12 protein-coding genes are annotated in these 12,217 nt (G+C 67.3%); 7 read left to right on the top strand and 5 right to left on the bottom strand.

Going from position 1 to position 12,217, the window contains the following annotated elements; all coding sequences use genetic code 11:
- The first annotated feature begins 33 nt into the window (after positions 1-33).
- From PHA81_RS12140 to PHA81_RS12125, 4 genes are all read left to right on the top strand, one after another.
- Entirely contained in the window at positions 34-1,155 is a 1,122-nt protein-coding gene (locus PHA81_RS12140; protein ID WP_005043039.1) for a pyridoxal phosphate-dependent aminotransferase, read from the top strand.
- 208 nt (positions 1,156-1,363) lie between these two features.
- On the top strand, positions 1,364-2,794 hold the full coding sequence (locus tag PHA81_RS12135) for a sugar porter family MFS transporter (protein WP_005043038.1): 1,431 nt from the start codon (positions 1,364-1,366) through the stop codon (positions 2,792-2,794).
- 117 nt (positions 2,795-2,911) lie between these two features.
- Positions 2,912-3,763, top strand: a complete 852-nt coding sequence (locus tag PHA81_RS12130) for a UbiA family prenyltransferase (protein ID WP_273836962.1) — start codon at positions 2,912-2,914, stop codon at positions 3,761-3,763.
- A 230-nt stretch (positions 3,764-3,993) separates the two neighbouring features.
- Positions 3,994-4,473: a hypothetical protein gene (locus tag PHA81_RS12125; protein WP_152424472.1), complete on the top strand. Its 480-nt coding sequence runs from the start codon at positions 3,994-3,996 to the stop codon at positions 4,471-4,473.
- Positions 4,474-4,509: 36 nt separating this feature from the next.
- On the opposite strand, the gene PHA81_RS12120 is transcribed toward PHA81_RS12125, so the two are convergent.
- Together PHA81_RS12120 and PHA81_RS12115 are read right to left on the bottom strand one after the other, a co-directional pair.
- Positions 4,510-5,691, bottom strand: coding sequence for a redox-regulated ATPase YchF (locus tag PHA81_RS12120; RefSeq protein ID WP_005043034.1), 1,182 nt, complete (start codon positions 5,689-5,691; stop codon positions 4,510-4,512).
- Positions 5,692-5,698: 7 nt separating this feature from the next.
- Entirely contained in the window at positions 5,699-6,973 is a 1,275-nt protein-coding gene (locus tag PHA81_RS12115) for a polymer-forming cytoskeletal protein (protein ID WP_005043030.1), read from the bottom strand.
- A gap of 109 nt (positions 6,974-7,082) precedes the next feature.
- Between PHA81_RS12115 and PHA81_RS12110 the strand changes: the two genes are divergently transcribed.
- Positions 7,083-7,280, top strand: coding sequence for a DUF5800 family protein (locus PHA81_RS12110; RefSeq protein WP_005043027.1), 198 nt, complete (start codon positions 7,083-7,085; stop codon positions 7,278-7,280).
- A 97-nt stretch (positions 7,281-7,377) separates the two neighbouring features.
- Here PHA81_RS12110 and PHA81_RS12105 read toward each other — a convergent pair whose 3' ends face one another.
- Positions 7,378-9,396 (bottom strand): S9 family peptidase, encoded by a 2,019-nt coding sequence (locus PHA81_RS12105; RefSeq protein ID WP_005043025.1) that lies wholly within the window; start codon positions 9,394-9,396, stop codon positions 7,378-7,380.
- 243 nt (positions 9,397-9,639) lie between these two features.
- On the opposite strand from PHA81_RS12105, the gene PHA81_RS12100 reads away from it, so the two are divergent.
- Positions 9,640-10,884: a Zn-dependent hydrolase gene (locus PHA81_RS12100; protein WP_005043022.1), complete on the top strand. Its 1,245-nt coding sequence runs from the start codon at positions 9,640-9,642 to the stop codon at positions 10,882-10,884.
- Positions 10,885-10,923: 39 nt separating this feature from the next.
- Here the strand turns inward: PHA81_RS12100 and PHA81_RS12095 are convergent, their stop codons facing one another.
- The gene (locus PHA81_RS12095) at positions 10,924-11,262 is read right to left on the bottom strand and encodes a cupin domain-containing protein (protein ID WP_273836961.1); all 339 of its coding nucleotides are present in this window, start codon (positions 11,260-11,262) and stop codon (positions 10,924-10,926) included.
- Positions 11,263-11,722: 460 nt separating this feature from the next.
- On the opposite strand from PHA81_RS12095, the gene PHA81_RS12090 reads away from it, so the two are divergent.
- A complete protein-coding gene (locus PHA81_RS12090; protein ID WP_005043019.1) occupies positions 11,723-11,863 on the top strand; it encodes a hypothetical protein in 141 nt (46 codons plus the stop codon).
- A 4-nt stretch (positions 11,864-11,867) separates the two neighbouring features.
- On the opposite strand, the gene PHA81_RS12085 is transcribed toward PHA81_RS12090, so the two are convergent.
- The gene (locus PHA81_RS12085) at positions 11,868-12,143 is read right to left on the bottom strand and encodes a hypothetical protein (RefSeq protein WP_005043016.1); all 276 of its coding nucleotides are present in this window, start codon (positions 12,141-12,143) and stop codon (positions 11,868-11,870) included.
- Between the last annotated feature and the right edge of the window lie 74 nt (positions 12,144-12,217).

The following is a 12,217-nucleotide window of genomic DNA, read 5'->3' as shown; positions in this document are numbered from 1 at the left end:
ACAGTTATCGGACTCGCCGCCGCGCGTCGAACTATGACGGACTTTTCTGACCGGGTGGATCGGATCGCGATCAGCGGCATCCGCGAGGTGTTCGAGGCGGCGGGCGGCGACGCGATCAATCTCGGAATCGGCCAGCCCGACTTCCCGACGCCCGAGCACGTCCGGGGGGCCGCGGTCGACGCCATCGAGAGCGGCGCGACCGACGGTTACACCTCGAACGCGGGGATCGACGGGCTCTGCGAGGCGATCAGCGAGAAACACGCCCGCGACAACGCCTTCGACGTCGGCCCGGATCAGGTGATCGCGACCGCGGGCGGGAGCGAGGCGCTCCACCTCGCGATGGAAGCCCACGTGAGCGCGGGTGAGGAGGTCATCTTCCCCGACCCCGGCTTCGTCGCCTACGACGCCCTCACGCATCTCGCTGGCGGAGTCCCGAACCCGATCGAACTCCGCGAGGACCTCACGATGAGTCCCGCGGCCGTGGAGGAGGCCATCACCGACGACACTGCAGCGTTCGTCGTCAACAGCCCCGCCAACCCCACTGGAGCAGTCCAGTCGGAGGAGGACATGCGGGAGTTCGCGCGGATCGCCGACGAACACGACGTGCTCTGTATTGCCGACGAGGTGTACGAGCACATCGTCTTCGACGGCAACCACTACTCGCCGATGGACTTCGCCGAGTCGGACAACGTCGTGGTGGTGAACGCCTGCTCGAAAGCGTACTCGATGACGGGCTGGCGGCTCGGCTGGGTCGCGGGCTCCGACCGCCGAATCGACCGAATGCTCCGGGTCCATCAGTACGTTCAGGCCTGTGCGAGCGCGCCCGCCCAGTACGCCGCCGAGGCCGCCCTTTCTGGCCCCCAAGACCGGGTTCACGAGATGGTCGACGCCTTCGAGGAGCGCCGCGACGTGCTGCTCGACGGCCTCGCCGACGCCGGTCTCGACACCCCGACCCCGCAGGGCGCGTTCTACGCCATGCCTGAGGCCCCCGATGGCTGGGTCGACGAGTGCCTCGATCGCGGCGTCGTCGTCGTGCCCGGCGAGGCGTTCGGCGACGGCGGCGACGGCTACGCCCGGATCTCCTACGCCGCCGGTATCGAGGACCTGAAGGACGCACTCGAAATCATGAACGACGCCGCGAGCGCGGTTCGCTGACGTCGCTGACGCCCCTCTGACGAGCGTCGCCGCCCACGAAATATCGTGATCGATGGTGGTCGATACACCACAATATATTCCTTCGTATTCGAGTTATCGTCCGTGTGATTGTTGGTCGAGCGGACCGAACGGCGACGGACCGGAGCGACCGAAACCGACTGCGGGCGGAACGTATCGATCGAACAGCAGTTGCCTGTGGCGGTGACCGATGGGCATAGCCGATCGGCTGGTGAACGCCGAGCGCGAGCACAGCAGCTTCGTCTACGTCATGGCGGGGATCGCCGCGCTCAACGGGTTGCTGTTCGGGTTCGACGTCGGCGTCATTTCGGGGGCGCTGCTGTACATCGACCAGACGTTCACGCTGTCGCCGTTTCTGGAGGGAGTCGTCACCAGCAGCGTTCTCGTGGGGGCGATGATCGGCGCGGCGACCGGGGGGACGTTGGCCGATCGGTTCGGCCGTCGCCGGCTGACGCTCGCGGGCGCGATCGTGTTCTTCGTCGGCTCGTTCGGGATGGCGCTGTCGCCGACGATCGAGTGGCTCATTGCCTGGCGAGTCATCGAGGGTGTCGCTGTCGGCGTCGCGTCGATCGTTGGCCCGCTGTTGATTTCCGAAACCGCTCCCTCCGACATCCGTGGCGCGCTCGGCTTTCTCCAGCAGTTGATGATCACGATCGGGATCTTGCTGGCGTACGTCGTCAACTACGCCTTCGCGCCCGAGTTCCTCGGGATCGTCGGCTGGCGCTGGATGCTGTGGTTCGGGGCGGTGCCGGCGGCGATACTCGCGGCCGGGACGTACTTCCTGCCCGAGAGCCCGCGCTGGCTCATCGAAAACGACCGGATCGACGAGGCGAGAGCTGTACTCTCCCGCGTCCGCGGCACCGACGATATCGACGAGGAAATCGAGCACATCCGCGACGTCAGCGAAACCGAGGCGGAAGGCGATCTCTCGGATCTGCTCGAACCGTGGGTTCGCCCGGCGCTCATCGTCGGCGTCGGCCTCGCGGTTATCCAGCAGGTGAGCGGGATCAACACCATCATCTACTACGCACCGACGATCCTCAGCAACATCGGGTTCGGCGACATCGCCTCGATCGTCGGCACTGTCGGCGTCGGAACGGTCAACGTCCTGTTGACTGTTGTCGCCATCCTCCTCGTGGATCGCGTGGGTCGGCGACCGCTGTTGCTCGTGGGCACTGGCGGGATGACGGTGATGCTCGGGATACTGGGACTCGGCTTCTTCCTGCCGGGGCTGTCGGGCGTCGTCGGCTACGTGACGCTTGGGAGCATGATCGGCTACGTCGGCTTCTATGCGATCAGTCTCGGGCCGGTGTTCTGGCTGCTCATCTCGGAGATCTACCCGCTTCGCATCCGCGGGACCGCGGAGGGTGTCGCCAGCGTCTTCAACTGGGGAGCGAACTTCCTCGTCGCGCTGACCTTCCTCCCGCTGATCAACCGGCTCGGCGAGGGGCCCTCGTTCTGGCTGCTCGGTGGGTTCTGCCTCCTCGCGTTCGTGTTCATCTACTCGCGCGTTCCCGAGACGATGGGTCGCTCGCTCGAAGACATCGAGGCAGACCTCCGCGAGAACGCGATGGTTGGTCCCGATCAGGAACGATCGCCCGACCCCGCGTCCAACGACTGATACGCCGACAGGAGCGCGCTTGTCAGGAATCGACGCGTGTTCGACCACGACCGCTGTGGCGTCGAAACGCCACACTCCGGCCGCACACCTATGTGATGGGGACCCGAACGTGGTTGTATGGCTATCGCACGCCACGAGCAGGGAACACGAGCCGATCTCGCCGCGCTCGCCTCGCAGGTCCACCCGGTTTTCATGCTCCCACCGCTCGCGGCGTCGTGGTTCGGCGCGGCACTCGCTCCCAGTATCTCGCCAGTCGCCAGTATCGTCCACATGACGGCGATGTTCTGTGCGGTCTACACCGCCCACGTCAAGGACGGCTACGTCGATTTCCACGTTCGAGGCGAGGACGACGACCACCCGCTCACGGTGGGGGGCTGTCGGCTGGGGCTCGCGCTCGCGACCGGCGGGTTCGCGGCGTGTCTCGGCTGGCTCTGGATCGTGATCGGGCCCGGTGCGGCGCTCGTCACGTTGCCAGCGTGGTTCGTCGGCTACCTTCACGCGCCCCAGCTCGACATGCATCCCGTGGGCGCGACCGCGGGCTACCCGGTCGGGATCGCGCTCTCGATCCTCGGTGGGTACTACGTGCAAGCGGGCGCGTTCTCGACGACGGCGCTCGCGTTTGCAGCCGTCTTCCTCGTGCTCCTCTCGGGGATCAAAGTCATCGACGACGCGAAGGACCGATCCTACGACCGTTCGATCGACAAACGGACCGTCGCCGTGGTGCTCGGCCGCGAGCGCGCGCGTCGTGTCGCCTACGGCCTCGTGGCGCTCGCGCTCGTGGGCGTGCTCGTGGGCGCAATCGCTGGCGTGTTTCCGCCGAGCACCGGCCTCGCAGTCGTCGCGTTCGCCGTCGTCGCCGCGACGACTCGGCGGCTCGAACCGCGGCGCGCGACCGAGGTGCTGATGCGCGGTTCCTACGTGTTCCTCGGACTCCTCTTTTTCGCCGTGTGGTTCCAGCCGCTCGTGTGACGCACGAACGGTTGGCGAACACCACGCTGCCCGGCCAGCCGATTGCGGTGGCGCGCGGCTGCGCGCCGTTTATCGGCGCGCGACTCGCGTGCGAGGGATGACTGAGCCGAACGGGGTGAGGCGAAGGAATCGGTTGGGGAGGGAGTGGCCCGCGGTTTTCATTTGTCTCGTGCGAGTGTGGACCACTCTGCGATCGCTTTCAGAACCAGCGCAGAGGACCGATCCGAACTATGCAACCACAACACCGAAAGACGCCCCCCACGAACCGGGCGTGGATGACCGACGATCGCTCCAACGACGGTTCGACGGCCGACACGCGGACGACCGACGGTGGCACGGATGAAGCGGCTGAGACGCCGATTGAGGCCGATGTGGTCGATGACGTTGCCGAAGCCGAAAACGTTCCCCGCGAAGGGCTCGTCGGTGCGCTCGTGGTTCTCAACGCCTCGCTGCTCGGGTCGCACTCGACCTACGAACGCGAGTACGAGTACGTGACCGTCGACGGCGTTCGCGGCTACGTCGTCGATGCGGGGGCGTGGGAGACCCTTCGCGAGGAACACGACCTCGACTCGCGGCTCGCGACGGCCGCACAGCACGCCCACACCGAACAGACCGAGCGACTGCTCGCGGCGGCTGACGACGACCGCGCTACCGACGACATCGATGCGGGGATCGTCGTCGGGATCGACACGGCCGAAGTGATGAACTGACGGGCCGGTTCGGCCCACGGACCGGGCATCGTCGCGTCACTTCGCGGTGCTCACGATCTTCACCACGTCGCCCTCCGCGAGTTCGTGGTCGTCGCCGATCTCCCGGTTCGAGCGTGCGTCCACGGCGTGGAGATACCCCTCGCCGATGTCCGAGTGGACTGCGAAGGCGAGGTCGCGCGGCGTCGATCCGCGGGGGACGAGGAAGGCGTCGGGGAGGGTGTTCCCTTGGCCGTCGGTCCACTTCGACTCGTTCTGGACCGGGTAAACAGTAATGTGATCGAGCAGGTCGTACACCGCCTCGTTCAGCGCGCGCTGGATGCCGGTCCCGCCGTACGCCTCGATGACGTCCTCGACGGTTTCGAGTCCCGCACGCTGGCTCGCCGAGAGGCCGTCGCCGACCGCGAACTCGCTATCGCCGGGATCGTAGTCGATCACGCCCGCCTCGGCCCCGCGCCGGAGCGCGCGTTCGCCGTCCGCGGTCGCCGGGATCGCGCGCTCGGCGGCCGCGGCCAGCGAATCGAGGTTGCCCTCGGGCGCGACATCGGCTTTGTTCGCCACGACGACGAGGGGTTTGGTTCGCGCTCGAATCTCGCGGGCGAGCGCGAGGCGGTCGTCGTCGGTCCACTCGCGCGGGTCGTCAGGATAGTCGAGCGCGCGTAGCGTCGCCGCGATCGCCGGCTCGTTCGCGCCCACACCCGAGAGCAGCTCCGCGAGGTGGTCGTCGATCGCGAAGCCGGGCGAGCGCGACCCGCGCTCGACGGTCTCCCAGTTGCGCGCCACGATCCCCGCGAGCCATCGCTCGATCTCGCTCGCGACGAAATCCACGTCTTCGACGGGATCGTGATCGCCGACTTCGACCGGCTCGCCCTCGGCGTTCGTCCCGCCGGAGGCGTCGACCACGTTCAAAATAACGTCGGCGGTCGTGAGTTCGTCGAGGAACTGGTTGCCCAGCCCCCGTCCCTCGTGTGCGCCCGGGACGAGCCCCGCGACATCCAGGAGCTCGACAGAGACGTACCGCTTGCCGTCGCGGCAGTGTTCGTTGCCGCAGCGCTCCTCGCGGTCGAGACAGGGGCAGTCGGTACGCACGTACGAGACCCCGCGATTCGCGTCGATCGTCGTGAAGGGGTAGTTGGCGACGTCGACCTCGGTCATGGTCGCCGCCTCGAAAAAGGTAGATTTGCCGGCGTTCGGCTTGCCGGCGAGCGCGAGCGAGAGCATGGCGCGCCTACTCGGGCGGTGTGAAACTGCCTTTCGGTTCTTCGGATGCCTCCGGATCGCTCGTTCCCGATCCCTCGGAATCGTCCGCCGCCGGTTCCGCGGACTCGCTCGCCTCGGGTTCGGCCTCCCGAATCACCGGCTCCGATGGCTCCTCGTCGGCCGCGTTCGCTTCACCGTGGTCTGTCGCCGCCGATTCGTCTTCGTTCGACGGTTCCGATTCCTCCTCGTCGGCGGTGCGTTCCGTGCTCGCTGTGGGAGCGTCGATCGGTTCGATCGCCTGGATCAGGTCAGTTCGGTCCGCGCCATCAGTCGGCTCGGCCGGTTCGTCGGGCTCGCTCGCCTCCACCTCGGCGTCCGCACCCGGTTCGGTCGACGGCGATCGGTCCTCGGCGGCTTCGGAGGCTCCGGTAGCCGTCTCGGTGTCCGATTCGGGAGCGATTGCGAGCGGGTTTTCTTCGCGGACGATGGTCATCTCGCCGCGAGCGCGCATCGCGCCCTCGACCACCGCACCTTCGTGGAGACGGAGCTGTTCGCACGCGATATCGCCGCGGATCCGGGCGTCGGCGGCGACCTCGACTGCGCCACCACGGGTCGTGACGTCGCCGTGGACCGTCGTTTCGCTCTCGACCACGATCGACTCGCGCGCCCGGAGGCTGCCGAACACTTCACTACGCTCGTCGACCGTGATCGACGCCGCACGGAGGTTGCCGTGGAGGCGACAGTCGGCCCCGACCTCCGCCGGAGTCGAGACCCGCCACGCGTCGTCGGTCACGTCGGCGTTGCGCGGGATCACGAGCGGCTCTGCTTCCTCTTCGTCGAACACCTCCGCGACCACGTCTTCGGCCATGTCCTCCTCGCCGATGTGGAGGAGATGGGTGAGATAGGTGAAGAGGAAGACGAGCGTCGGGACCGGGTTGCGAATCACGATCCAGCCGTTGGCGTCGAACCCCTCCTCGATCGTGACGTCGTCGCCGATGTCGAGATCGCCGGCGACCACGAGCTGGCCGTCGATGGTGACGCGCTCGCCGATGTAGGCGTCCGCGCCCGCGAGCACGTTCCCCCCGATCTCACACCAGGTGTCGAGACGACAGTCAGCCTCGGCCTCGACGTCACCGGCGATCGTGACGCGCTCGCCGGCGATCACGTTCCGGCCGCGGACGCCGAGTGCGATCTCGCTTTGTGCGCCGACGATGACGTCCGTCTCGGTCACGATGGCGTGTTCCTCGACGGTGGTGCCATCGGGGACGACGAGCGCGGCGAGCGGGTCCGAGCGGAGCGACACACCGACGGTTCGGTGGGGGTGCGTAATAAATCCAATCCGTCTGCCGGCCACGGCCGGCCACCGCCCGTCGGGACGAGCGATTTTTACCGGCGAGCGACGAACCTCGGTCATGACTGTTCTATCGTTCGACGATGAGGGTGTCGACGTGAGCTACGAGGGAACGGAGTTCCGGCTCGATCGCGCGCTCGTCGAGGACGCCGTCGACAAACCCTATCCCGAGATCACCGACCACGAAGTGCTCCAGATCGTCGAACCCGACCCGGCGCTGTCGGGGGAACCCCGACGCATCGACGACATCACCGCGTGAGCACCAACTGGCTCTACGTGTCGTTCGTTCGAGGGACGAACCCCCTCACAGCGAGGAGGCAGAGACGTCCTCCGACGATCGCGCTTCGAGCCGGTGGTCAGTCCTCGTCGTCGGTGGTCGAGAGCCCCTCGTCACCACGGTCGAGTGCGCGGGGAGCGTCGACGCGTGCGGAGTAGCCGTCGAACCAGCGGGCGATCCGCTCGATCCGGTCGACGACGTGGGCGGGTTCGCCCGAGCGCGACAGTTCGTGGCCCTCGCGCGGGTAGCGCACCAGCCGGGTGTCGACGCCGTTTTTCTTGAGGAAGAGGTAGAACATCTCGCCGTTGTTGACTGGAACCCGATAATCGTCCTCGGCGTGGATCAGAAGCGTCGGGGTGTCGACCGCATCGACGTGGGCGACGGGCGAGTGCTCCCAGAGGAACGCGGGCTCTTCCCACGGCGTGGTGTCGAAATCCCACTCGACCAGCTTGAACGCGTCCGTCGATCCGTAAAACGAGAGCAGGTCGTACACGCCGCGCTGAGCGACCGCGGCCCGGAATCGATCGGTGTGGCCCACGATCCAACCGGTCATGAACCCGCCGAACGAGCCGCCGGTGACGTAACACTCCTCGCCGTCGATGTCCGCGCGATCCGTGACCTGCTCCACACCGGCGAGAACGTCCGCCATCGTCACTGCCCCCCAGTCGCGCTCGATCGCGGCGGTGAACGCCTGTCCGTACCCCGTCGATCCTCGCGGGTTCGACCAGAACACGGCGTACCCGCGGGCGGCGAGCGTCTGGAACTCGTGCCACATCGTCCCCGCCGCCGTCCACATCGCGTGTGGCCCGCCGTGAATCTGGGTTATCAAGGGATACGGTTCGTCGGCGTCGGACGATCGGTCGGCCTTCTGGTCGGCGATATCGGGCGGTGTCAGCACCCACCCCTCGATCGTCGGCCCGTCGTCGGCCTTGAACCGGACCGGCTCGGGTTCGCCGATGGCGTGATCCGCGAGATACGCCTCGTTCACCCGCGTCAGCCGGGTCGTGTCCGATCCCTCGTGAACGAACACGTCGCCGGGGTGGTCCCATTCGCTCCGGACGAACGCGACCCGCCCACCGCCCGCCGTCACGCCCGTGACGTGACCGTCCGTGACGACCGTTTCGACGTCACCGCTGCCGTCGCCGTTCGCGCGGCGGACGGCGAACGCGCCCTCGTCGGGCGTGACGAAGTAGACGGACTCTGCCTCGCGGCCCCACGTGATCGTCGGCGTCTCGACCGTGCGATCGAGGTTCTCGGTGAGCGTCGCCGTCGTCTCGCTTGCGCGGTCGTACACCAGCAGGTCGGTCTGGCCCATTGCCCCCATTTCGGCCGGCGTGTGGGTGTAGGCGATCCGGTCGTCGTCGGTGACGGCGATGGTCGGCATCCACTCGTTGGTCTGGAACACCGTCTCGACCTCGTCCGTGGCGAGGTCGTGGGCCAACACGTCCACGATCGTGTTGTCGTCGGGATCGTCCGTTCGCTTCGCGGTGACGTAGAGCGTTTCGTCGCTCCACGCCGGCGAACCGTAGTCGTACTCCCCGTCGGTGACGCGTTCGACGTTCCCCTCGAGATCGGCGACGTAGACGTGACTCCGGGTCCCGTCGAAGTAGCGCTCGTCGGCCCGGTACACCAGTCGGTCGAGCACTTTCGGGTCCGGGACGGTGCGTTCGTCGCCGTGCAGGTCACGCTCCTCCTCGCGCTCGTCGACGGTCACCGACTGGACGAACGCGATCCGCTCGCCGTCGCGGTCCCACGAGAGGGCGGAAACGCTACCGGGGACGTCGGTCACCTGTCGGGCCTCGCCGCCGTCCACGGGGACGACCCAGAGCTGTGGCCGGTCGCTGTCGCCTCGTGTCGAGACGAACGCGAGGCGATCGCCCGACGGCGACCAGCGTGGTTCGGCGTCGACGCCGTCCGTGAGGGTGAACTGTCGCGGATCGCCTCCGCCGTCGGCGGGAACGACGTGGATCGTGGCCGCGACGGACTCCTCGTCCTTCGGTACCCGCCGAACGAACGCGACCCGTTCGCCGTCCGGCGAGAGTCGTGGCTCGCTCACTCGCACGATGTCGTGATGGTCGCTTCCCTCGATCGGCTCCATGTCCGCTTCTCGATAGCGACTCTCATGCACGTATCGATTGCCGTCGACCGCTCGACCGGGGCGGATCGCTTGCGACGGGGGGCCGCCCCGTTGCCGAGGTCGACGATAACCGAGCGGAGTCGGTCGGCTGACGGCAGCCCCTGAGCAACGCAGGAACAGGAACGGACAGCGAAACGATCCCCATCGTCGTTTCGCAATGCCGGTCGCCGGAAGAGTGTACTACGGGCGGGTCGATCCCCTCATATGGAGATCAACGGCGATCGACTCCGATCGGACATCGAGACCAACGCCGCGTTCGGCGCGATCGACGCCGAAACGGGCCGCGGACGGACCGTTCTCACCGGGACGCCGCCCAACCGTCGCGGGCGCGAGTACCTCGTCGACCGTCTCGAAGCGGCCGGCCTCGCGGTTTGGGTCGATGCTGTCGGCAACGTCGCCGGGCGGTGGGTTCCCGACGACGTAGCCCCCGACACGCCGGCGGTCGCGACGGGGAGCCACCTCGATTCGGTGCCGCGGGGTGGGATCTTCGACGGACCGCTCGGCGTCTACGCGGCGCTCGAAGCCGTTCGCGCGGTACAGGAGTCCGGTATCGAACCCGCTCGTCCGATCGAGGTCGTCTGCTTCACCGAGGAGGAAGGCCAGCGCTTCGCCGAGGGGCTGCTGGGATCGTCGGTCGCCGCCGGCGAGCGGTCGGTCGAGGCAGCACTGGGCCTTGCCGACGACGACGGCACCACCCTCGATGCGGCCCTGACAGAGATCGGGTTCCGTGGGGAGGGACGCCTCGACGCGCGGGAGTGGGACGCGTGGCTCGAACTCCACGTCGAGCAGAACGATCGGCTCGAAGCGGCGGGCGTTCCGGTCGGGATCGTCACCACCATCACCGGTATCACCCACTGCGAGGTGGTCGTCGAGGGCGAGGCCGACCACGCGGGCGCGACCTCGATGGCCGACCGCGACGACGCCCTCGCAGCGGCCAGCGAATTCGTCCTCGACGTCGAGTCGGCCGCCCGGGAAGCGACGACGGAGGACGACACCGCGGTCGGAACGGTGGGAGGCTTCACGGTCGAGCCGAACGCGACCAACGTCGTTCCCGGCCGAGTCGAGATGGGCCTCGACGTCCGGAGCACCGAGTACGCCACGATGAACGCGATCGTTGAACGTGCTCGGGCGAACCTCGACCGCATCACTCGCGACCGCGACGTTACGACGGAGTTCGAGCGCAGCTTCGATCTCCGCCCCACGCCGATGAGCGAACGGTATCGGGAGGCTACCCACGCAGGGTGCGAGAAGGCGGACATCGAGTCGCTGGCGATGCACTCCGGGGCTGCCCACGACACGATGCACGTCGCGTCCGTGACCGACGCCGGCCTCCTGTTCGCGCCCTCGCGGGATGGAGCCTCACACAGTCCGCGCGAGTGGACCGACTGGGCCGACTGCACGGCGGCGACCCGGGCACTCGCCGAAACCGTGGCCGCCCTCGCCACGTGAACCGCGATTCGAGCGCCGGTTTCGGTTCACCCCGATCGACTATCCCTCCCAGTCGGGATCGTCCCGCGGCGGGCTGAAGACGTCGAGGCCGATCGCCTGGTCCGTGCCGTGGTTCTCCGCACGGTGGGGTTCGTCGCCAGCGAGAACGTACGAGTCGCCCGCGCCGACGATACGCTCCTCGCCGTCGACGGTGAACGTCAGCTCCCCTTCGATCACGTAGCCGACCTGCTCGTGTGGGTGGCTGTGCTCCGGGACGACGGCCCCGGGATCGATCACGAACCGCTGGACGTTCGCCTTCTCGCCACCGGCCAGGCGCTGCAGGTGAGCGCCCTCGACCGCTTCGGTGCTTTCGATATCGGCCGCCGAACGGATCTCCATGGCGTTCTCACCGTAGCCAAGCAGATAAAAGCGCCACCCTCCCAGTAGTCGTTCATGAGGCCCCACGAACGATCACCTTCAGGTATCGCTAGCGGAACATACACCGAACGGAGCGACGGAATTACGATGGAAGGATAGGGCTGCCTGGGTCGGTCTCGGCACGGTCGCTGCGGGCCTCCACTCCTACCGAACCGAGAACCGCAGACCGACGATGACGGTGGCCATCACCGTTACCAGCCTGGTTCTCGTCATCGCTATCGGTGGGTTCGTGGAGACCTCGGACGGCTCGTTGATCGCGCGTGGCTCGGGGCTGCGATCTCTGCGGTCAACGTCGCGCTCGCGGTGACGAACCGGTTCCTGGAAGAGCAGCGCCGAACGAGACCCGTCGATCGCGCGTCCCGCGCGTGATCGAGATTCCGACGGCTGTGGGATTTAAGCCCCAGCAGGCACTCCATCGGATATGAACCAGTATCTCCCCGGTGGGGTCGACCATCCCTCGTGGCGGACCGTTCTCGGGACGTTCGTCGGCTACGGTGCCATCCTCCTCGTGATGACAGTCCTGCTGTTCGCCGTGCCGTATCTCGTCTTCACCGCGATCTAATGGGCTACATCCCCATGTCGGCAGCGGGATCGGGCACCGGAAGATCGTTCGGCGATGCCCCCAGAAGTTCGGCGGCGTGGTCGAGCGCCATGTCGAACCCGTAGTACCGTTCGAGTTCGTCGCTTTCGACTGTCGGTCGCACCTTGAGCATCGCGTATCCTTCGCGGTTCTGGGCGATCGCTGCAGTCTGCCCCTCGGACTCGAACGCGAGCACGCGCTCGGTCTCGGTTTCGGTGTAGCGGGCGGTGATACCGTTCGCCTCGGCGGTCCCGTCGGTCATCGATTCGTGTTCGTCGGGCCACAGCAAAAGCACGTGGGTCCCCGGTCGACGACCGCGGTTCACAAAGCGGTTAT

The organism is Halococcus sp. PRR34, from assembly GCF_028617175.1.
Lineage (GTDB): Archaea > Halobacteriota > Halobacteria > Halobacteriales > Halococcaceae > Halococcus > Halococcus salifodinae.
This window is presented reverse-complemented; position numbering and strand designations above follow the sequence as displayed.